This is a genomic window from Pseudomonas sp. FP2196, assembly GCF_030687715.1.
GTDB lineage: Bacteria > Pseudomonadota > Gammaproteobacteria > Pseudomonadales > Pseudomonadaceae > Aquipseudomonas.
In genome coordinates, this window is the sequence record NZ_CP117445.1 from 1,648,897 (window position 1) to 1,672,044 (window position 23,148).

General features: G+C 61.0%; 14 protein-coding genes. 5 read left to right on the forward strand and 9 right to left on the reverse strand.

Annotation, left to right across the window (positions count from 1 at the left end):
- Positions 1–71: 71 nt before the first annotated feature.
- Entirely contained in the window at positions 72–965 is an 894-nt protein-coding gene (locus PSH79_RS07460; RefSeq protein ID WP_305441965.1) for a LysR family transcriptional regulator, read from the forward strand.
- A gap of 142 nt (positions 966–1,107) precedes the next feature.
- Entirely contained in the window at positions 1,108–1,236 is a 129-nt protein-coding gene (locus PSH79_RS07465) for a PA1414 family protein (protein WP_003184145.1), read from the forward strand.
- A 90-nt stretch (positions 1,237–1,326) separates the two neighbouring features.
- On the opposite strand, the gene PSH79_RS07470 is transcribed toward PSH79_RS07465, so the two are convergent.
- From PSH79_RS07470 to speB, 6 genes are all read right to left on the reverse strand, one after another.
- The gene (locus PSH79_RS07470) at positions 1,327–1,575 is read right to left on the reverse strand and encodes an acyl carrier protein (protein WP_305441966.1); all 249 of its coding nucleotides are present in this window, start codon (positions 1,573–1,575) and stop codon (positions 1,327–1,329) included.
- Between the two features lie 43 nt (positions 1,576–1,618).
- On the reverse strand, positions 1,619–2,344 hold the full coding sequence (locus PSH79_RS07475; RefSeq protein ID WP_305441967.1) for an MBL fold metallo-hydrolase: 726 nt from the start codon (positions 2,342–2,344) through the stop codon (positions 1,619–1,621).
- An 86-nt stretch (positions 2,345–2,430) separates the two neighbouring features.
- Positions 2,431–3,810 carry a sodium:solute symporter gene (locus PSH79_RS07480; protein ID WP_305441968.1) on the reverse strand — a complete coding sequence of 460 codons (1,380 nt, stop codon included), beginning with the start codon at positions 3,808–3,810 and terminating at the stop codon, positions 2,431–2,433.
- A gap of 181 nt (positions 3,811–3,991) precedes the next feature.
- Positions 3,992–5,494, reverse strand: a complete 1,503-nt coding sequence (locus PSH79_RS07485) for a cytosine permease (RefSeq protein WP_305441969.1) — start codon at positions 5,492–5,494, stop codon at positions 3,992–3,994.
- A 56-nt stretch (positions 5,495–5,550) separates the two neighbouring features.
- Positions 5,551–5,973, reverse strand: coding sequence for a nuclear transport factor 2 family protein (locus PSH79_RS07490; RefSeq protein WP_305441970.1), 423 nt, complete (start codon positions 5,971–5,973; stop codon positions 5,551–5,553).
- Positions 5,974–5,983: 10 nt separating this feature from the next.
- The gene (gene speB, locus PSH79_RS07495) at positions 5,984–6,934 is read right to left on the reverse strand and encodes an agmatinase (RefSeq protein WP_123536038.1); all 951 of its coding nucleotides are present in this window, start codon (positions 6,932–6,934) and stop codon (positions 5,984–5,986) included.
- A 294-nt stretch (positions 6,935–7,228) separates the two neighbouring features.
- Between speB and PSH79_RS07500 the strand changes: the two genes are divergently transcribed.
- Both PSH79_RS07500 and PSH79_RS07505 read left to right on the forward strand, forming a co-directional pair.
- Entirely contained in the window at positions 7,229–8,122 is an 894-nt protein-coding gene (locus PSH79_RS07500; protein WP_007956593.1) for a LysR family transcriptional regulator, read from the forward strand.
- A gap of 5 nt (positions 8,123–8,127) precedes the next feature.
- Entirely contained in the window at positions 8,128–8,724 is a 597-nt protein-coding gene (locus tag PSH79_RS07505; RefSeq protein ID WP_305441972.1) for a tRNA-uridine aminocarboxypropyltransferase, read from the forward strand.
- 144 nt (positions 8,725–8,868) lie between these two features.
- Here the strand turns inward: PSH79_RS07505 and PSH79_RS07510 are convergent, their stop codons facing one another.
- From PSH79_RS07510 to PSH79_RS07520, 3 genes are all read right to left on the reverse strand, one after another.
- Positions 8,869–10,230 (reverse strand): HlyD family type I secretion periplasmic adaptor subunit, encoded by a 1,362-nt coding sequence (locus PSH79_RS07510; protein ID WP_187677310.1) that lies wholly within the window; start codon positions 10,228–10,230, stop codon positions 8,869–8,871.
- Between the two features lie 9 nt (positions 10,231–10,239).
- Positions 10,240–12,399 carry a type I secretion system permease/ATPase gene (locus PSH79_RS07515; protein ID WP_305441973.1) on the reverse strand — a complete coding sequence of 720 codons (2,160 nt, stop codon included), beginning with the start codon at positions 12,397–12,399 and terminating at the stop codon, positions 10,240–10,242.
- Between the two features lie 174 nt (positions 12,400–12,573).
- The gene (locus PSH79_RS07520) at positions 12,574–13,932 is read right to left on the reverse strand and encodes a TolC family outer membrane protein (RefSeq protein WP_305441974.1); all 1,359 of its coding nucleotides are present in this window, start codon (positions 13,930–13,932) and stop codon (positions 12,574–12,576) included.
- 534 nt (positions 13,933–14,466) lie between these two features.
- Between PSH79_RS07520 and PSH79_RS07525 the strand changes: the two genes are divergently transcribed.
- Entirely contained in the window at positions 14,467–23,061 is an 8,595-nt protein-coding gene (locus PSH79_RS07525) for a retention module-containing protein (RefSeq protein ID WP_305441975.1), read from the forward strand.
- Positions 23,062–23,148: the final 87 nt, after the last annotated feature.

A 23,148-nucleotide genomic window follows, 5' to 3' on the forward strand; every position in this document is an offset into this window, starting at 1 on the left:
AGGCTAAGACTGATTGACTTTCTTTAAAATTGAATAATAGTGAGAAACTTGTTCTGTTATGGAGAAAGGTTGTGGAGTTCAGCCAACTGCGGATCTTTCAGGCAGTCGCCGAGGAAGGTTCGATCACCCGCGCCGCCGAGCGCCTGCATCGGGTGCCTTCGAATCTTTCGACCCGCCTGAAACAGCTGGAAGAGCAAATGGGCGTCGAGTTGTTCGTCCGCGAGCGCCAGCGATTGCAGCTGTCACCTGCGGGAAAAGTCCTGCTGGACTACACCGGCAAACTGTTTGCCTTGCGCGATCAGGCCAGCGCGGCGGTGATGGGCGGGCAACCGGCGGGGGACTTTGTGTTGGGCACCATGTACAGCACGGCGGCGATCCATTTGCCGGCGCTGCTGGCGCGGTATCACAAGCAATACCCGGCGGTGAACCTGCAAGTGCAGTCGGCGCCGAGCGGTGAGTTGCTCGAAGGTTTGCTCACCGGACGCCTCGATGCGGCACTGGTGGACGGGCCGCTGGAGCTGGCCGGTCTTGACGGTGTGCCGTTGTGTGAGGAAAGGCTGGTGCTGATCACGGAAGCCGATCATCCGCCGGTAAGCAGTGCCAGAGATGTCGAAGGGCGCTCGGTTTTCACCTTTCGCCAGGGTTGCTCCTACCGCATGCGACTGGAAGCATGGTTTGCGCACGATCACGCGGCGATGGGCCGGGCGATGGAGATCGAGTCGTATCAAGGCATGCTTGCCTGCGTGATTGCCGGCAGTGGCGTGGCGTTGATGTCGGAGTCGATGCTGGCCAGTCTGCCGGGACGCGAGAGCGTCGCGGTGCACCCTTTGGCGGAGCCATTTGCGGGTGCGACAACGTGGCTCATGTGGCGCCGGGGCATGGTTGGTGCCAATCTCAATGCGTGGATCGAAGTGCAGCGGGCTGTCTATCCCGCGCCTTTGACTGAAAGTCGGGCAACAGCTTGAACCCGTGGCGAGGAACTCTGTTCAATTCAGTAACAGATCATTGCGGATTTGGCCGAGCATTGCGTAGGACTTCGGACTATTATCAGTGCGAAGCGGCCTCAGAATTCCGGTCGCTCGGCACCACCCTGAAGGGGGCATGACGATGAAAGAGAAAATTCAAAACTGGCTGCATGATTTGGGTGTTGCCCTCGGCTTGATCGAACCGCCTCTGCAACCGGTACCGATTCGTACGGACGACGAACAGCGCCGGCGTCAGCCTCGTCGGCGATAAGCCCCCAGGATTAACGCCAAGAGATCGCAGTCTTCGACAGCTCCTATAGAAATTTGTATAGGCGCTGCCGGAGGCTGCGATCTTTTGCTTTCAGTGACGCGCAATCATCAGCAAAAACCGGCTCAAGTCATTCGCGGTCTTCGCTTTCTTGAGCATTTGATCTTCCTCTCTAGTAAACGCCGTCAGCCCGAATTCATCTTCCAGATGGAAGATCAGATCCTCGATATCCGCCTTCTCCAGGCCCAATTGCACCAGACTGGTGTCGTCATCGAATTCGCGGTTTTCCAACAGGCGGCGGATGAACCGGTGCACGGCGGCACGCACGGCAGCTCTTCTCATGACAGATTTTTCTGATGGTTGTTCTGCTTGAGTACAGCAGGGGTCAGGCGTGTGCGCGTAACCATTCGTCAATCATCGAACGCAAATGCTCACCGGAAAAACTGCCGAAATGCCCGCCATGCACGGTGCGGACGGGCAGGGCGTGCAGCCTGCGCAGACTGGCGGCGTAGTCATCCAGATTGGAATGGTAGGCGTCTTCGATCAACGGCCCGTCGTAGATGATGTCGCCGCTGAACAGCGTTTCGGTGGCCGCTTCGTACAGGCTGATGCCGCCCGGCGAATGCCCCGGTGTGTGCAGCACCTGCAACGTGCGGTTGCCCAGATCCAGCACATCACCATCCTCGACAAACCCGGTGGCCGGTGCCGCTTTGACTTGGTATTCGGCATAGCACAGCGGGCAGTCCGGGTGCGCTTCGAACATGTCGTCGCCGACGAAAGCACGGCTCAAATCATTCTCGCCGTCCGGCGCTGCCAGAATGTCCGCCTCGGCAGGATGCACCAGGCGTTCGGCAAATTCGTGATGTCCGGCGATGTGGTCGAAATGGCAGTGGCTGGCAACTGCCACCAGCGGCCGCTCGGTGATCCACGGCAACTGCTCGCGCAGGCTGACCAGACCTGAACCGCTGTCGAGCAGCAGATCCTTGTCGCGACCCTGCACGTGCCACAGATTACAGCGGTAAAACGGGCGGATGTATGGCTCGTGAATCAGGCGGATGCCATCGCTCAGGGTTTGCACTTCGAACCACTGATCGCGGGGAACAATCTTCATCGGCACATTCCTCAAGACGAAAAAAAACGAGTGTGGCAACCGACGCCACACCCGTCGAAGAAAGCATCAAGTCGTAATGTTTCAGCTTAGATCGCGCTGGCGACCGTCGCAGGGCGACGTGACGCCAGACTGACCACCACGAAACTCACCAGACCCACCGCCAGGCTGTAGTAGATCGGCGTGTTGGCGTCCAGACCGTCCTTGAACATGAACACCAGCGCCGTGGCGAAACCCAGGCCCATGCTGGCGATAGCGCCGGCGGTGGTTGCACGTTTCCAGAAGATCGCACCCATCAGCGGGATCAGCATGCCCCCCACCAACAGGTTGTACGCCAGGGTCAGGGCGCTGATCACGTCGTTCACCACCAGCGCGATGCCCAGCACGACGATGCCGGTCAGCAGGGTGAACAGGCGGTTAACGCCCAGACTCGACTGTTTTCCGCCGCGCAGTTTCGGCAGCAGGTCTTCGGTCAGCGTAGTGGCAGCGGCGAGCAGGCCAGCGCTGGCGGTGGACATCATCGCGGCCAGAGCTGCGGCGATCACCAGACCACGGATACCGTCCGGCAGCGACAGTTTGACGATGGCGGCGAAAGCGTTGTTGACGTTGTCCAGATCCGGGATCAGTACGTGAGCGGCCATGCCGATCAGCGCACAGGCCAGACCGTAGAGGATGCAGTAGATGCCCGCGATGCTGCCGGCGTACTGGGCGACTTTGGCGGTCTTGACGGTGAACACCCGTTGCCAGATGTCTTGACCGATCAGGATGCCAAAGAAGTAGATCATGAAGTAGGTGATGATCGTGTCCCAGCCGATGGTGGTGAAGCTGAATGCAGTAGCAGGCAGTTTCAGCACCAGCTCATCCCAACCGCCAACGCGGTACAGGCAGATCGGCAACAGGATGAACATCAGGCCAACGGTCTTGATGATGAACTGGACGATGTCGGTCAGGGTCAGCGACCACATGCCGCCGATGGCCGAATACACCACTACGACGCCACCGCCGAGCAGTACCGAGATCCAGAACGGCAGACCGAACAGCACTTGCAGCACGGTGCCGATGGCCAGGATCGAAGTCACCCCGATCATCAACGCGTAAGCCAGCATGATCGCCGCACTCGCCGAGCGGGCCATCGGGTTGTAGCGTTTTTCCAGGACCTGAGTAACGGTGTAGATCTTCAGTTTCAGCAGCGGTTTGGCGAGGAACAGGTTCAGCGCAACGATGCCGCAACCGAGTGCCGCGCACAGCCAGAAACCGGAGATGCCGTGCACGTAGCCCAGACGCACCGTGCCGACGGTGGACGCACCACCCAGCACGGTTGCGGCCATGGTGCCCATGTACAGGCTCGGGCCGAGGTTGCGACCGGCGACCAGAAAGTCTTCGTTGGTCTTGGCTTTGCGCATGCCGAAGTAGCCGAGCAAAAGCATGCCGGCGGCGTAGATGAGGACGACGAATAAATCCAAAGCCATGATGGCGTGTCTCCGATTGTCTTTTTTATGGTGAAACAAATTTGGTTCTGTGCGGCTGCCCTTTGCGGGAGCGAGCCTGCTCCGGGCGGCGATCCGACGAAGGCGTCAGCACATTCCACAAAGACGTGACTGACAGATTGCTTTCGCGAGCAGGCTCGCTCCCACAGGGTTTTGGGGTTAATCAGGCGGCCTGGCTCAGTTCAGGTTTTTCTTCGGCTTGGCTGCGAGCATCCTTCGGACCGAACACTTCGCGCGGTTCCGGGAACAGGCTCAGCAGCGTCAGATACACCACCGAAGCCAGACCCAACGTCACCGGCAAGCTGACGTCGATCCCGCCCGCCAGCTCGCCCAGCGGGCCAACAAACTGTCCCGGCAAGTTGACGAAGCAAAGGCCGACCGCCGCGCTCGGGATCCACGCGCCCAGACCACGCCAGTTCCAGCCATGGCTGAACCAATAGCGTCCGCCCTGTTCGCCGCGAGTGAACACTTGCAGATCATCCGGGCAGTAGAAGCCGCGGCGCACGAGCAGGCCGATGATCATGATCACCATCCATGGGGTGGTGCAGGTGATGATCAGCACGGCGAAGGTCGACACGCTCTGCACCAGATTCGCCGCAAAGCGCCCGATGAAGATGAAGGCAATCGACAGCACGCCGATCAGCAGCGTCGCTTTCACGCGTGACAGCACGCGAGGGAACACGCTGGACATGTCCAGCCCGGTGCCATACAGCGAGGTGGTGCCGGTGGACATGCCGCCGATCACCGCAATCAGGCACACCGGCAGGAAGAACCAGCTCGGCGACACCGCCAGCAAGCCGCCCACATAGTTGTTGGCCGCGATGTAGTCCGGCGCCTTGATCGCGACGATGGTCGCGGTGGTCAGGCCGAACAGGAACGGGATGAACGTGGCGATCTGCGACAGCACCACAGCGGCCATGATCCGCTGCTTGGAGGTTTCACGCGGGATGTAGCGCGACCAGTCGCCGAGGAACGCACCGAAGGAAATCGGGTTGCTCATGGCCACCAGCGCCGCGCCGATGAAGGCTGCCCAGAAACCCGGCTGACCGAGGTTCACGGTGCCGGCGTAGTTCACGTCGAAAGGACCGGCGAAGGCAAAGATGCCCAGCAGGAACAACAGGCTGGCGCTCCACACCGCGATCTTGTTCACCCACAGCAAAAAGCGGAAGCCGTAGATGCACACGGTCAGCACCAGAATCGCGAACAGACCGTAGGCCAGGCCCAGGGTCAGGTCGGTTTCCGGCAGGCCGATCAGGCGTTTCGCACCACCGATCAACGCATCCCCCGAACTCCACACCGAGAGCGAGAAGAAGGCGATGGCGGTCAACAGCGACAGGAACGAACCGACGATCCGCCCGTGCACGCCGAAATGCGCACCGGACGACACGGCATTGTTGGTGCCGTTGAGCGGGCCGAACAGGCCCATCGGTGCAAGGATCAGCGAGCCGAGCAGCACGCCCGACACAATCGCCCAGACGCCGGCCTGAAACGACAGACCGAACAGCACCGGGAAACTGCCGAGCACGGCGGTGGCAAAGGTATTGGAACCACCGAAGATCATCCGGAACAAATCCGTCGGGCCTGCGGTGCGTTCGTTGTCCGGGATCTGTTCGACCCCGTGGGTTTCAATCTGCGTAAGGCTTTGGTCGTTGTTGTTGTTATTCATGATCTGCTCCGATCATAAAGGCGCGCTTCATCGTGCGTGAGGCGTCACCTGTTTGGCTAAGGGGATGGCAGCCCTTCCGGCATTGCGGACAAATGTTCGTGGCAGGCCAGCCAATGGCCTTGTTGTTCTAGGCTCGACGCTTGTTTCTTGAAAACAATCGTCTCGCGCTCCTGGCTGAAGTGTTGCTCCCCTTGCATGCGCAGCTCGGTGGCCACGTCATGGATGAAAATCGCCACGTCACCTTGCAGGCTGACAAAGGCGTTGCTCGAGGTGCAGGAAAGCACCTCGAAGCCGTCCTCGGCGCGCCAGTTGTCCCACAACGCCTGATAGGCATCGCGCGACAGCAGCGGCTGGTCGAGGGTGTAGAACACGAAGCTGGCATCGGCGCTGAACGCGCCGAAGTAGGCTTCGCGATCGTTACGGGCGAAGGCGGACACCAGATCGGCGGCCGCTTTCAGAACCTGATCACGTTCGTTCATGACCCAACCCTCAGCGGTGAACCACGCCTGGCAGTACGCAGAGCATTTCGTACAGCAGGTTGGCGGCCAGCAGCGAGGTGTTGCCGGTGGTGTCATAAGCGGGCGAGACTTCTACCAGATCGCAACCGATCAGGTCGAGGCCCTGGCAGCCACGCACGATCTCAATCGCCTGAATGGTCGTCAGACCACCGATTTCCGGGGTGCCGGTGCCAGGCGCCCAGGCCGGGTCGATGCCGTCGATGTCGAAACTCAGGTACACCGGGCCGCCGCCGACTTTCTCGCGCACTTCGGCCATCAGCGGGGCCAGCGACTTGTGCCAGCACTCTTCGGCCTGCACCACGCGGAAGCCCTGATCGCGGCTCCAGTTGAAGTCGTCAGCGGTGTAGCCCTGCGCACGCAGACCGATCTGCACCACGCGGTCACAGTCCAGCAGGCCTTCTTCGACAGCGCGACGGAAGGTCGTGCCGTGGGCGATTTTCTCGCCAAACATGTGATCGTTGACGTCAGCGTGGGCGTCGATGTGTACCAGACCGACCTTGCCATGCTTTTTATGGATGGCGCGCAGGATCGGCAGGGTGATGGTGTGGTCGCCACCCAGGGTCATCGGGATGACGTTGTGCTCGAGGATGTTGTCGTAGGCTTCTTCGATGATGCGCACGGCGTCGAGCAGGTTGAAGGTGTTGATCGCCACGTCACCGATGTCGGCAACCGACAGCGAGTCGAACGGCGCCGCGCCGGTGGCCATGTTGTACGGGCGGATCATCACCGATTCGGCGCGGATGTCGCGTGGCCCGAAGCGGGTGCCGGGGCGCAGCGAAGTACCGATGTCCAGTGGCACGCCAACGAAGGCAGCGTCCAGACCGGCAGCGGTCGGTACATGGGGGAGTCGGAGCATGGTGGCGATGCCGCCGAAGCGCGGCATTTCGTTGCCGCCCAGTGGTTGGTGAAGAATCTTGTCCACGGGAAAGGCCTCATCGTCTTTGTTTTATTTATGTCGGCGCACCGTTCAGCAAAGGGGCCGGGCGCCGCTGTGGGGCCGATGATGCGAAATGTAGTCAGGCGGAAGAATCGCTACGGGCAAATACTTAGTTCAGATTTTTCTAAACTAATGCCGAGGCCCGGGATAGACTCGTTGCCATCGATGAACCCCCTGTAGGAGCTGCCGAAGGCTGCGATCTTTTGATCTTTTTCAAGATCAGGATCAAAAGATCGCAGCCTTCGGCAGCTCCTCCATTGGATGATGTGTGGACTTCTTATGGCCAACGCTTTACCCGACCTGAAACTATTGCGCATCTTCGTCAGCGTCGTACGTCATCAGGGTTTCGCCAACGCGCAACAGGAACTCAACCTGTCGACTTCGGCGATCAGCACCTACATGAGCCAGCTCGAAGCCGCGCTCGGTCTGGTGCTGTGTCATCGCGGCCGTGGCGGGTTCAGCCTGACCAGCAAGGGGGAGTTGTTCCATCAGGAAACCCTGCGCCTATTGGCCGAACTCGAAGGCTTCGAGCAATACGCCGCCGCGCTCAAAGGCGAACTGCGCGGCACGCTCAACCTCGGGGTGATCGACTCGACCGTCAGCGACAAGGCCTTGCCGTTCGCCGAAGCCATCGGCGCCTATAGCCAGGAACACCCGGCGGTGCATTTGCATTTGTCGGTGATGAGCCCGTACGAACTGCAACTCGGTGTGCAAGACAACCGTCTCGACCTGGCCATCGGTGCGTTTTCCACGCGCATGAGCGGTCTGGTCTATATGCCTCTGTACCGCGAGCAGCACTGGCTCTATTGCAGCAGCCGTCACCCGTTGTTCAACGAGCGGCGCATTCCCGAACAAGTCATCACCCAGCAGCGCATGGTCGGGCGCGGTTATTGGAGTCAGGCGGAACTCGCCCGCCACGGTTTCAAGCACAGCGCCGCGACCGTGGAAAGTATGGAAGCGCAGCTGATTCTGGTGCTGTCCGGCGCCTACATCGGTTATTTGCCGGAACACTACGCGCAAGCCTGGGCCGACAAGGGGGATCTGCGCGTGCTGTTGCCGGCGACCTTCGGTTATCAGGCGCCGTTCTCGATGATCATGCGCCGGGGCCGTAGCCGTGAGCCGCTGATCCAGACGTTCCGCGATTTGCTCAAAGCCCAGCTCAATCAGGCCTAAGAATAATGTCCAGACCCCAATGCCCGCGCTGCCTGCGCCCACAAACCCATTGCCTGTGCGCGCTGATCCCCAGTCTCGACAGCCGCACCCGGGTGTTGCTGTTGCAGCATCCAAGTGAGGTCAGTCATGCACTCAATACCGCGCGGCTGGCGGCGCTCGGTTTGACCAATGCCGAACTGATCGTCGGTGAGGTGTTCGAGGATTTGCCGACGCTGTTGAACCGGCCGGGGTATCAGGCGCGTTTGCTGTTTCCCGCCGACGATGCGCAGCCGATGCAGGCCTACGGCGAGTCTGAGCAACCGCTGTTGCTGGTGGTGCCGGACGGCACCTGGCGCAAGGCGCGCAAGATGCTGCACCTCAATCCGCTGTTGGCGGCGTTGCCACGGGTGACGCTGGCCGAGGGTGGCGTGTCGCGGTATCGGTTGCGCAAGGCGCCGGGGCCGGGGGCGCTGTCGACGGTTGAGGCGATTGTGCAGGCGTTGCAGACGCTTGAGCCGTCGGCGTCATTCGAGCCGTTGCTCAAACCGTTCGAGGCGTTGATCGAGGGGCAGATTGCGGCGATGGGTGCAGAGACGTTTCAGCGTAATCATGCTGAAAAATAGTCGGTGTTCTTTCTGGCCTCATCGCTGGCAAGCCAGCTCCCACAGGTTCAGAGGTGTTCACAGGTTTTGTGGTCGACACGGACACTGTGGGAGCTGGCTTGCCAGCGATGGGGCCAGTCAATTCACCACAAAATCCGGATATCTCTAGCGTTCGCGCATCGCCTCTGTCCGGGCTTTCAGCACGGGTTTGAGCAAGTAATCCAGCACACTTTTCTCCCCGGTAATGATGTCCACCGTCGCCACCATCCCCGGAATGATCAGCAACGGTTTTGCATCCCCGCCCAAGTGGTTTTTATCGGTGCGTACCTGAATCAGGTAAAAGCTGTTGCCCTTGTCATCGGTAATCGTGTCGGCACCGATCAACTCAAGCTTGGCGCTCAACCCGCCGTAGATCGTGTAGTCGTACGCACTGAACTTGACCATGGCTTTCTGGCCCGGATGCAGGAATGCCACGTCCTGCGGACGCACCTTGGCTTCGATCAGCAGGTTGTCTTCCAGCGGCACGATTTCGACCATGTCGCTACCCGGCTGGACCACGCCGCCGATGGTGTTGACCTTCATTTGCTTGATCACCCCGCGGACTGGCGAAGTCACGGTGGTGCGGCTGACGCGGTCGTCGATGGCGATGCTCGACGCGGTGATTTTCGACAGGTCGGTGCGTTTCTCGTTCAGCTCCTTGGCGGCCTCGGAGCGGAAGGTCTGCTCCGACTCGTCGATCTTGCTGCGGATCTCGGCAATCGCCGATTCAGCCCGGGGAATCGCCAGTGTGGTCGCATTCAGCGAACCACGGATTTCCACCGCACTGCGCTTGAGCCGCAGGATTTCCACCGGCGACACCGCGCCGGTTTTCACCAGTGGTTCGGACATGTTCATCTCTTGTTGCAACAGCGCCAGGCTTGAGCTGAACTGGCCCTGCTTGGAGCGAAACTCAGCCAGTTCCTGAGTCTTCTGCCGCAGCTGTTCGCTGAGGGTGCGTTGTTCGCTGGCCAGCCGCCGTTGGCGTTGTTCGTACAGCGAGCGTTCGTCTTCGGCGACTTGCGGTGCCTTGGCGATCACTTCATCGGAGAGCTTGAACGGCCGGCCTTCAGACTCCGCCGACAAGCGTTCGACCTGCGCGGTCAGCGCATAACGGTCGGCCTCGCTCTCACCCTTGTTCGAGCGAAACCGCGTGTCATCCAGGCGCAGCAGGGTGTCGCCCTTGTTCACCATCTGCCCTTCGCGGACAAAAAGCTCGGTGACGATCCCGCCCTCAAGGTTCTGGATCACTTGAACCTTGCTCGACGGAATCGCCTTGCCTTCGCCCATGGTCACCTCTTCAAGCACCGCGAACTTGGCCCAGACCAGTGCGCTGATCAGCAGGCCCGCCGCCAGCCACACGGTAATCCGCGACCAGCGCGGCGAATCCTGCAACGAGGCGCCGGCGGTTTCCGGCATGAACTCGGCCTCGGCGCTTTTGCCGAAGCTGTCGAAGTAGCCGCGTGATTTGCCATCGGATGCAGCAGACATGACTTACTCCTAGACTGCCGCCGAGCCGACACGGCCCTTGCGCAGTGCATCGATGACTGCTTCTTTCGGGCCGTCAGCGACGACCCGGCCGTTGTCCAGCACCAGCAAGCGATCCACCAGACTCAGCATCGAGGTGCGGTGGGTGACCAGCAGCAGGGTTTTGCCTTGTACCCAGCCATGCAGTTTCTGGCGCAGCAGGTCTTCGCTGCTGTTGTCCATGGCGCTGGTGGGTTCGTCGAGCAGCATGATCGGTGGATCGAGCAGCAACGCCCGGGCCAGCAACACCGCTTGACGTTGGCCGCCGGAGAGCAACTGTCCGCGCTCGCCCACCGGCCGGTCGAAACCTTGCGGATGCTGGCGTGCGAGTTCAGTGACGCCGGTCAGTTCGGCGACTTCCAGCATGCGTGAATCGCTGATGTAGCGCGCGCCGAGGGTCAGGTTGTCGCGCAGGCTACCGGCCAGCAGTGGCAGGTCATGGGCTACGTAACCGATTTGTTGGCGCAGGTCGGCGACATCCAGTTGCCGCAGGTCGAGGCCGTCGAGCAGCAACTGACCTTCCTCGGGTTCGTAAAAACCCATCACCAGCCGCGCCAGGGTGCTTTTACCCGAACCGCTGCGGCCGATGATGCCGACCCGTTCACCAGGTTTCAGGCTGAAACTGACGTTGCTCAGGGCCGGTGCATTCTGGCCGTTGTAGTGGAACGTCACGCCGTTGACGTCGAGGGCGCCTTGCAGTTGTGTGCGCTCCAGTGGCCGCTGTTTGCCGTCACGCTCCTGGGGCAGGGCCATCAGCGCATCGGTGCTTTTCATGGTCAGTTGCGCTTGCTGGTAGCGGGTGATCAGCCCGGCGATCTGCCCCAGTGGCGCCAGCACGCGACTGCCGAGCATGTACGTCGCGACCAGCGCGCCGACGCTGAGGTTGCCGGCAATGATGCTGTAGACCCCGGCGACAATCGTCGCCATTCCCGAGAACTGCTGAATGAACAGCGTGCCGTTGGTGGCCAGCGCCGAGAGGTTGCGCGCGTGGCTGTCGAGACGGGTGAGGGCGCCGTGGGTGCTTTCCCATTTGTGCTGGCGCTCGCTTTCGGCACTGCACGCCTTGAGTGTTTCCAGGCCGCCGAGGGTTTCGATCAGCAGCGCCTGGCGTTCAGCGCCGAGGCTCAGACTCTTCTGCACCGTGTCGCGAAGGCGCACCTGAATGATCATCGCGAAGATGATGGTCAGTGGAAACGCCAGCAGCGGAATCACCACCAGCCAGCCGCCGAGCAGGCCGATCACCACCAGCATCAACACCACGAAGGGCAGGTCGATCAGGCTGGTCAGGGTTACCGCTGTGAGGAATTCACGCAGGCCCTGAAAGTCGTGAATGCTCTGGGCGAAACCGCCGATGGTCGCCGGCCGCGCCTTCATCGACATGCCGGTGATGCGCTCAAATAAAGTCGCGGAAAGGATCACATCGGTTTTCTTGCCGGCGGTGTCGAGCAAGTGCGCGCGCACTACCCGCAGCACCAGTTCGAAACCGGTGCCGATCAGCAGCCCGATCGACAGCACCCATAAGGTCGACGTGGCCTGATTGGGCACCACGCGGTCGTAGGTCTGCATGACGAACAGCGGCACCATCAGGCCTAACAGGTTGATCAGAAAACTGGCGAGGATCGCGTCGCTGTAGAGCCATTTCGACAGCTTCAGGGTGTCGCGAAACCACGCATGCACTCGCGGTACCAGCGGTGAGCGCAGGTCTTCGAGTTCGTGGCGTGGCCGGGCGAACAAGGCCTGGCCGCTGTAGTGTTCGGCAAGTTCTTCGCGGCTTACCCATTGTTCGCCGCCATCGGCTTCACTGGGCAGAATCAGTGCTTTGCCGTCATCGCCAAACCGTCGCAACACAGCTGTGCGACCGTCGTTAAGCAAGAGCAAAATCGGCAGGTTCAGTGGCGAGATGTCTTTCAACTCACGGCGCAACAGTCGCGCCTGCAAACCGGCCCGGGCGGCGGCGCGGGGCAGCAGATCCAGGCTCAGGCGTTGTTTGTTAAGGGGCAGCCCGGCACTCAGGCTGGCACGACTGACTGTCGCACCATGGAGTTTGCAGAGGATCAACAGACCGTCGAGTAACGGATCATCGAAGCTCAGCCGCGGATCGACCCCTACGTTACCGGGTTCCATGCTGGTCATATTGATCGCTCCCGTGAAACGGTGGCACTGGCTACACAAAACCTGAACGGAACGTTTGATCGTCTATCACCCCAATCGCGTGTAGGAGCTGCCGCAGGCTGCGATCTTTTGATCTTGATCATAAAAAACAACGTCAAAAGATCGCAGCCTGCGGCAGCTCCTACAGAGAGTTGGTTATTTCAATTCCGGCAGACGTGCTTCGTTCTTCACCTCGGTTGTGGCGATCGCATCGGCCGGCAGCACCACACGTTGCTTGCTCAGCAACTGACCCATGTTCGCCAGCACGCGGTACATCGAATATTCCTCGGTGTAGCGGATCTCGGTGTAGCGGCGGTTGGCGTTGTAGAGCTCGTTTTCACTGTCGAGCAGGTCGAGCAGGGTGCGTTGGCCGAGGCCGAACTGATCCTGATAGGCGGCGCGCACACGCTTGGTGGTCTCGGCGTATTCGCGGGCGGTCGGAGTCTGCTTCTTGGCGTTTTCCATGGCGTTCCAGGCCAGGCGAATGTTTTCGTTGAGCTGGCGCAGGGCGTTGTTGCGGATGTCCATCGCCTGATTGATATCGTGCGCGTTCGCCGCCAGACGCGCCTTGTCGCTGCCGCCACGGAACAGGTTGTAGTTCATCACCACACCCACACGCCATTCGTTGTCGTGGCCTTCGTCGCCCTGCACGTTGTTGTTCGCGCCGACTGCCGCTTCAGCATCAAAGCGTGGGTAGAACGGCGACTTGGCGACTTCGTACTGGCTCTCGGCCGACTGCACGTCAGCCTGGGCGGATTTCAGGTACGGGTTGTTGTCGACCATGCTTTGCTGTGCATCGCGCAGCCCTGGCGGCATTTCACCACGCGTCGAAGCGGGCGTTTCCAGCTCATCGGGCATGCGCCCGACCACGCTGTAGAAGTTCGATTCGGCGTCGGCCAGATCGACTTCAGCCGTGTCGAGGTTGTTCTGCGCGAGCGCTTTACGAGCGACCGATTGATCGGAGTCGGCCGTGCTGCCGACGCCACGCTCGGTGCGCAGGCCGATCTGATCGTTGACGCGCAAGTGTGCTTGCAGGTTATTGGTAGCCAGGGTCACCAGTTCGCGGCGCTTGAGCACCTCGAGATAGACCTCGATGGTGCGCAGGGCCAGATCCTGCGCGGTGCCTTGCGCATAGTAGGCGCGCGAATTGGACACGCCTTTGGTGCGCTCGACTTCGTTGGCGGTGTTGAAACCGTCGAAGAGCATCTGCCGCAGGCGCAGCTCGGACTGGGTGTAATTGAGGATTTCGGTGTTGTGATTGCCGAAGGCCCGAGTGTTGGTGTTGTCGCTGTAGCCGCGACCGTAGGCGGCGTTCAGATCGACCGACGGATAGAAGCCGCCCTTGGCGACTTTGACTTGTTCATCCGCTGACAGGCGCGCGTCCACGCGCGAAGCCAGTTCAGGGTGGGTGGCAAGGGTGCTTTGGATCGCCTCGGTGAGGTTCATGGCCTGGGCTTGAGAAGTGCAAGCCATGGCCAGCAAAACCGCGCTGCAGAGGGGGGTTAGAACGCGCATGGGGTGCATCTCCCTGAGTCCTGATGGTGTGTTACTGTCGCCAAATATTTGACGATATTTTTAGGTGTAAGCGTTTCACTCTTGTAACAACAGAGCTAAGAACATCCTGAAGCGTAGCTAAGAAAAAATTTTCATAAGGCTTATGCCGAAAAAAACTTATGCGCTTTGTAAAAAGCAGCACATTGTTCAGCACGAAAGCCTTTGTTTTATGCGCTTTAGGGAGCTCAAAAAGGCTTGAGGAAAGTTCCATTCACTTTGCGACATACGGCGAAGTACTGCTGAAGGGGAGGGACGCGTAGCGGTCGATGAGTGACAGTTTTTTGTCACTCGAGTGATTCACCACCGTTACGTAGCGTTAGTCGGTTTGCTGCCTTGTTCAGGGTTCGGAAGTGCTTGATAGCACTGAGGTTTCCAGATCAGGCGTGACCTGCGAAACGAACTGTCGAGGGTGCGAGCGTCGCCCCGACAACCCGATTGAGCCATGGGCTGCTTCGCGAACCAGTGCCGACGGTGGTCGGCAGCGGAGGATTTCACATGGCAACGCTCATCGGCACCGTTACTAAAGTCATTGGTCAGGTTTTCGCGCAGGGCACCGACGGCACTCGTCGCGTCTTGGTCGAGGGCGACAAATTGTTTGCCGGCGATCAACTGATCACCGGAGCCGAAGGCGCCGTCGCCGTTCATCTGCAAAATGGCCAGGAGTTGACTCTGGGCCGCGGCAGCAACCTGACCATGACCAGCGAGCTGCTCGCCGGGCAGGCCGCTCATGTGAATGCCGCAGAGGCCGTGACCCCGAGCGACGCGCAACTCACCGATGTCGAGCAGATCCAGAAAGCCATCGCCGCCGGTGACGACCCGACCCAATCCGCCGAAGCCACCGCCGCCGGCCCCAACGCCCCCGGCAACCCCAGTGGCGAATTGGGCGGCGGTCACAGTTTTGTTCTGCTGACGGAAGTCGGCGGGCGGGTCGACCCGATCATCGGGTTCCCCACGGCCGGTTTCAACGGCATTCCCGAGTTTCCCGAAGAGCGGCGTAACGCGGTCATCGACAATGGCGACGGCACGGTCGCGCCGGTTGTTCCACCGCCGCCAGTCAATAATCCGGTGACCCTCACCGGGCTTGGGGCGGCCGGTGGCGAGCTGACCCTCAACGAAGCCAATCTGCCTGACGGTTCGGCCGCCAATCCTGGCGCCCTGACCCAGAGCGGCAGCTTCACCGTGTCGGCCCCCGACGGGCTGAGCAGCCTGAGCATCGGCGGCATCAATGTGATCAACGGCGGCGTGCCTGTCGGGTTCCCGCAATCGATCACCACGCAACTGGGCAACACCCTGACCATCACCGGTTACAACCCGGCGACGGGCGTGGTCACTTACAGCTACACGCTCAATGGCAATGAAACCCACGCGGTGGGTGACGGCAGCAATAGTCTCAGTGAACAATTCACCGTGATTGCTGGCGACAGCAATGGCGACACCGCGACCGGTACGCTGGACGTCAACATCACTGACGACGTGCCCAGAGCGTTCGATGACAGCAACGGGATCGCCTCGGAAACCTTGCTGACACTTACCGGCAACGTGCTGACCAACGACGTGCAAGGCGCCGACCGTGTGCCGACCGGCCCCATTACGCCCGGCACATTCACCGGGACTTACGGCACGCTGGTGCTCAACGCCAACGGCACTTACACCTACACGCTGAACATCAGCGATGCCGACTTCAAAGCCTTGAACGGTGGCGGCAACGGCACAGAGACTTTCACCTACACCCTCACCGATGCCGACGGCGATACCAGCACCGCAAACCTCGTTCTGCAGATCCACAACAACGACGATCCGGTGGTGATCAACGGTTTGAACGTTGAAGGTGGCGAACTGACGGTTTACGAGCAAAACCTCAGCGATGGCAGCACACCGGACTCGTCCGCGTTGACCCAAAGCGGCACCTTCACCATCACTGCACTCGACGGCGTTACGACCCTGACCATCGGCGGCATCGCAGTCGTCACCAACGGCGTGGCCGCCGGTTTCCCGCAATCGATCACCACGCCGCTGGGCAGCACGCTTACGATCACCGGATTCAACGCCGCCACTGGTGTGGTCAGTTACAGCTACACCCTGGTCGATAACGAAGCGCACCCGACCGCCAACGGCGCCAACAACTTGCCTGAGCAATTCGCCGTCACCGTGGTCGACGACAACGGCACCACCGCCAACGCGACCCTCGACGTGAACATCGTCGACGACTTGCCAAAAGCCGTGGACGACAGCAACCCAACCACCGCCTCGGAAAGCCAGCTGACCCTGACCGGCAACGTGCTGACCAACGATGTGCAAGGCGCCGACCGCGTCTCTACGGGGCCGATCACCCCCGGCACTTTCACAGGGACGTACGGCACGTTACAGCTCAACGCCAACGGCACTTACACCTACACCCTGAACATCAGCGATGCCGACTTCAAAGCCTTGAACGGTGGCGGCAACGGCACAGAGACTTTCACCTACACCCTCACCGATGCCGACGGCGACACCAGCACTGCGAATCTGGTTTTGCAGATCCACAACAACGACGATCCAGTGATCATCAACGGCCTCGACGTCAACGGTGGCGAGCTCACCGTCTACGAGCAAAACCTCAGCGACGGCAGTGCGCCGGATTCCACCGCGCTGACGCAAAGCGGCACCTTCACCATCACCGCACTCGACGGCGTTACGACCCTGACCATCGGCGGCATCGCCGTCGTCACCAACGGCGTGGCCGCCGGTTTCCCGCAATCGATCACCACGCCGCTGGGCAGCACGCTCACCATCACCGGGTTCAACGCCGTCACTGGTGTGGTCAGTTACAGCTACACCCTGGTCGATAACGAAGCGCACCCGACCGCCAACGGCGCCAACAACTTGCCCGAGCAATTCGCCGTCACCGTGGTCGACGACAACGGCACCACCGCCAACGCGACCCTCGACGTGAACATCGTCGACGACTTGCCAAAAGCCGTGGACGACAGCAACACAACCACCGCTTCGGAAAGCCAGCTGACCCTGACCGGCAACGTGCTGACCAACGATGTGCAAGGCGCCGACCGCGTAACAACCGGCCCGGTCACCGCTGGCACCTTCACCGGGACTTACGGCACGCTGGTGCTCAACGCCAACGGCACTTACACCTATACGCTGAACATCAGCGATGCCGACTTCAAAGCCTTGAACGGTGGCGGTAACGGCACGGAAACCTTCATCTACACCCTCACCGATGCCGACGGCGATACCAGCACTGCGAATCTGGTTTTGCAGATCCACAACAATGACGATCCGGTGATCATCAACGGCCTCGACGTCAACGGCGGCGAACTCACCGTCTACGAGCAAAACCTCAGCGACGGCAGTGCGCCGGATTCCACCGCGCTGACCCAAAGCGGCACCTTCACCATCACCGCACTCGACGGCGTTACGACCCTGACCATCGGCGGCATCGCAGTCGTCACCAACGGCGTGGCCGCCGGTTTCCCGCAATCGATCACCACGCCGCTGGGCAGCACGCTCACCATCACCGGGTTCAACGCCACGACCGGCGTGGTCAGTTACAGCTACACCCTGGTCGATAACGAAGCGCACCCGACCGCCAACGGCGCCAACAACTTGCCCGAGCAATTCGCCGTCACCGTGGTCGACGACAACGGCACCACCGCCAACGCGACCCTCGACGTGAACATCGTCGACGACTTGCCAAAAGCCGTGGACGACAGCAACACAACCACCGCTTCGGAAAGCCAGCTCACGCTGACCGGCAACGTGCTGACCAACGACGTGCAAGGCGCCGACCGCGTAACAACCGGCCCGGTCACCGCTGGCACTTTCACCGGCACGTACGGCACGTTGCAGCTCAACGCCAACGGCACTTACACCTACACCCTGAACATCAGCGATGCCGACTTCAAAGCCTTGAACGGTGGCGGCAACGGCACAGAGACTTTCACCTACACCCTCACCGATGCCGACGGCGATACCAGCACTGCGAATCTGGTTTTGCAGATCCACAACAATGACGATCCGGTGATCATCAACGGCCTCGACGTCAACGGTGGCGAGCTCACCGTCTACGAGCAAAACCTCAGCGACGGCACCAGCCCCAACACTCCGGCGCTGACCCAGAGCGGCACCTTCACCATCACCGCGCTCGACGGTCTGCAAACCCTGACGGTGGGCGGCATCAACGTCGTGACCGGCGGCGTGGCCGCAGGCTTCCCGCAATCGATCGTTACGCCGCTCGGCAGCACGCTGACCATCACCGGTTACAACCCGACGACCGGCGTGGTCAGCTACAGCTACACCCTGGTCGACAACGAAACCCATCCGAACGCCAACGGCGCCAACAGCATCACCGAGAACTTCAACGTCGTCGCCACAGACACCGACGGCAGCACTGCCAGCGGCCAGATCAACGTCAACATCGTCGATGACCTGCCGAGCGCCCATCCCGATGCGGCGTCGGTGGCAGAGGGCGGCACCGTCAGCGGCAATGTGCTGAATAACGACATCGGCGGCGCCGACGGCCCGGCGGTTACCGGTGCAGTGGTCGGCGTGCGTGCAGGTTCCGACACGTCCTCCTCGGCCATCGGTGGTTTGAACTCGCAAATCAACGGCACCTACGGCTATCTGACCCTGGATGCCAACGGCAACGCGGTCTACCACAGCAATCCGAATGGAGTGAGCGGCCCCGGTGCGGTGGATGTGTTCACCTACACCGTGCGCGATGCCGACGGCGACGAAAGCACCACAACCATCACCATTGATGTCGCCAACAGCAAGCTGTATGCGGTCAGTGACACTGACGTCACCGTTTACGAAAAAGCCCTCGACCTGACCAAGGACGGCGCCGATCTGGCGCCAGGCACCGTCATCGGCAGCGACCCGACCAACACTGGCGAAACCGCGTCCGGCACGCTGGTCGGCTCGGTCACTGGCGCCGTCGGCGCGATCAGCTATGCGCTGGTCGGCAGTGCTACCGGCAACTACGGGCAGATCGTGCTCAACTCTAACGGCACTTACACCTACACCCTGACCTCGCCGGCGACCACCTCGCCGAATGCCGACGACGGCGCCAACACCCTGACCGAATCCTTCACCTATCAGGCCACCGATTCGCTGGGCAATATCGTCACCAGCACCATCGTTGTCAGCATCGTCGATGACGTGCCAAAAGCGCTGAACGACAGCAACGCGAACACCGCTTCGGAATCGTTGCTGACCCTCAACGGCAACGTGTTGACCAACGACGTGCAAGGCGCGGATGTGGTCGCGACCGGGCCGATCACTGCCGGCACGTTCGTCGGGACCTACGGCACGCTGGTTCTCAACGCCAACGGCACTTACACCTACACGCTGAATACCAGCGACGCCGATTTCAAAGCCCTGAACGGTGGCGGCAACGGCACGGAAACCTTCACCTACACCCTCACCGATGCCGACGGCGACACCAGCACCGCCAACCTGGTGCTGAACATCCACAACAACAACGATCCGGTGGTGCTCAACGGCCTCGACGTCTACGGCGGCGAACTCACCGTCTACGAGAAAAACCTCAGCGACGGCACCAGCCCCAACACCCCGGCGCTGACCCAAAGCGGCACCTTCACCGTCACCGCGCTTGATGGTCTGCAAACCCTCACTGTCGGCGGCATTGCCGTGGTCACCAATGGCGTGGCCGCAGGTTTCCCGCAATCGACTGTTTCGCCACTGGGCAGCACGTTCACCATCACCGGTTACAACCCGGCGACCGGCGTCATCAGCTACAGCTACACCCTGGTGGATAACGAAACCCATCCAAATGCCAACGGTGCCAACAGCCTCACCGAGAACTTCAACGTGGTGGCGACCGACACCGATGGCAGCACCGCCAGCGGCCAGATCAACGTCAACATCATCGATGACCTGCCGACCGCCAAACCTGACACCGGCTCGGTGGCGGAGGGCGGCACGGTCAATGTCAGCGTTTTGGGTAATGACGTCAGCGGTGCCGATGGCACGGCGACGGTGGTCGGCGTGCGTGCCGGCAGCAACACCGGCACCTCGGCGGTCGGTGGCCTCAACAGCAACATCAACGGGGCTTACGGCTACCTGACTCTGGATGCGGAGGGCAACGCCGTTTACCACAGCAACCCGAACTCGGTGAGCCCACCGGGCGCCACCGACACTTTCACCTACACCATCCGTGACAGTGACGGCGATGAAAGCACCACGACCATCACCATCAACGTCGCTGACTGCAAGCTCGTGGCCTCGGTCGATCAGGACGTGACGGTTTACGAAAAAGCCCTCGACCTGACCCAGAACGGCCAGGATCTGGCCCCTGGCACGGTCACCGGCAGCGATCCGGCCAACACCGGCGAAACCGCAACTGGCACGTTGGTTGGCGCCGTCACCGGCGGCAGTGGCGCGATCACTTACACACTGGTCGGCAGCGCCACCGGCACCTACGGGCAGATTCAGCTCAACGCCGACGGCACCTACACCTACACGCTGACTTCGGCGCCGAAAACCTCGCCGAACGCCAACGACGGGCCGAACACGCTGAGCGAAAGCTTCACCTACAAAGCCACCGACGCGCTGGGCAACAGCACCACCAGCACCCTCGTCGTCAACATCGTCGATGACGTGCCAAAAGCCGTAGCGTCGGAGCGTTCGGTTACGGCAGTGGAGATCGATTCCAACCTGCTGATCGTTCTCGACATCTCCGGCAGTATGGCCGACGCGTCCGGTGTACCGGGCCTGTCGAGGCTGGCGCTGGCCAAACAGGCCATCAGCGCCTTGCTCGACAAGTACGATGATCTGGGCGACGTGAAAGTGCAGCTCGTCACCTTCAGCAGCAACGCCACCGACCAGACCTCGGTGTGGGTGGATGTGGCCACGGCAAAAACCATTCTCGCCGGCCTCACTGCAGGCGGCGGCACCAACTATGATGCTGCCGTGGCAACCATGTACAACGCGTTCAACACCTCGGGCAAACTCACCGGGGCACAAAACGTCGGCTACTTCTTCTCCGACGGCAAACCCAACGAGGGCGATATCGGCACCGCCGACGAAGCAACGTTGAAAACCTTCCTCGATGCCAACAACATCAAGAACTACGCAATCGGTCTGGGCAGTGGCGTGAGCAACGCCAACCTCGATCCGCTGGCGTACGACGGCATCAACCACACCAACACCAACGCGGTGGTGGTCACCGACCTCAACCAGCTCAACTCGGTGCTGTCGGGCACTGTCGAAGGCGCGCCGGTCACCGGTTCGTTGCTGGGTGAGGGCGGTACGTTCGGCGCCGATGGCGGGTTCATCAAGTCCATCGTGGTCGACGGCACCACTTACACCTACGATCCGAAAGCCAACGGCGGCCAGGGTTCGCTGACCCCAAGCGGCGGCACCAATCACGGTACCTTCAACACCGCAAACAACACGTTGAGCATTGCTACCAACAACAGCGGCACGCTGCTGATCAACCTCGACACCGGCGAATACACCTACACCTCGCAGAAAACCACCACCACGGTGATCACCGAGAACATCGGCTTCACCGTCAGCGACAACGACGGCGACCTCGCCAGTTCCACGCTGACCGTGAAGGTGATCCCCAACGCGCCACCAGTGGCGATGGACGACCACATCATCACCAACGTGCTGTCGGGCAACATCGTCGTGCCGGGCGAACTGTTGCTGGCCAACGACACCGATCCGAACGGTGACACCCTCAATGCCACACCAACCAGCTTCAACACCGGCTGGGTCTCGAAAGCGGCGGACTTCACCGGTACCGGTGCCATCAGCTTCACCGGCACCAATGCCAACAACGCCGCCAACCAGAACCTGGCCAACGTGCGCAATGCGTTCTCGGCCAACGCGGCAACCATGACCGCCGTGCTGGTGGTCAGCGGCTACCTCGGTGGGGTGAGCAACAGCAACGCCAACGATGAAGATCGCATCACCGTCAACCTGCGCCAGGGCGAAACCCTCAATCTGGATCACAACCTGGCGGCCGGTCAAATCAGCATGGAGTACTCGATCAACGGTGGCGCCTACGTTGCGCTGGCGGACGGGCAAACCCTCACCGCGACGTCGGACGGCGTTTACCAGATCCACATCACCAACATCACCAACCCCACAGGTGGTAACGCCAACGGGTCGGAAAACTACCAACTGACCATGACCCTCAACTACGCCGGGGCGCATGACATCACCCCGGACTACCACGGCACCTACACCGCCAACGACAACCACGGCGGCAGCGACACCGCTGCCGTTACCATCAGCTATCAGGATGGTCATACCCTCACCGGCACTGCGGGCGATGACGTGCTGGTGGCCGGCACCGGCAACAACATCGTCAACGCGGGCGACGGCAACGACGTGCTCACCGCAGGTTCGGGCAACAACGAACTGCACGGCGGCGCTGGCAACGACTTGCTTTACAGCGGCCCGGGCAATGACCTGCTCGACGGCGGCAGCGGTATCGACACCGCGAGCTACGCCCATGCCACCACCGGGGTAACGGTCAACCTGGGGCTGCTCGGTGCGCAAAACACCCTTGGCGCCGGGACCGACACCCTGACCGGCATCGAAAACCTCGTCGGCTCGAACTTCAATGACAGCCTGACGGGCGACAACAATAACAACGTGATCAATGGCGGTTTGGGCAACGACAACCTCAACGGCGGCGGCGGTGATGACCTGCTGATCGGCGGTCTGGGCAATAACACCATGACCGGCGGCGCAGGGGCCGACACCTTCCAGTGGCTCAAAGGCAACAGCGGCCACGACCTGATCACCGACTTCACCCCCGGCACCGACAAGCTCGACCTGTCGCAACTGCTGCAAGGTGAAAACGGCAGCACGTCGTCACTCGATGACTACCTGCACTTCACTGTTACTGGCAGTGGCGCCTCGGTGCTTACCAGCATCGATGTGAGTGCCATGGCTGGTGCTACGCCGAATCAGACCATCGACCTGGCCGGCGTCAACCTGGCTAGCCACTACGGCGTAACGCCCGGGGCGGGCGGGGTGATTGCCAGCGGGCATGACACGGCGACGATCATCAGCGGCATGCTCAATGATCATTCGTTGAAGGTGGATACGGTGTGATCGGCCTTTGATTCAGGCCTGAAACGACAAAACCCGCCGTCCCGGTTGAACGGGACGACGGGTTTTTTCTGCCTGAAGCGATGTATC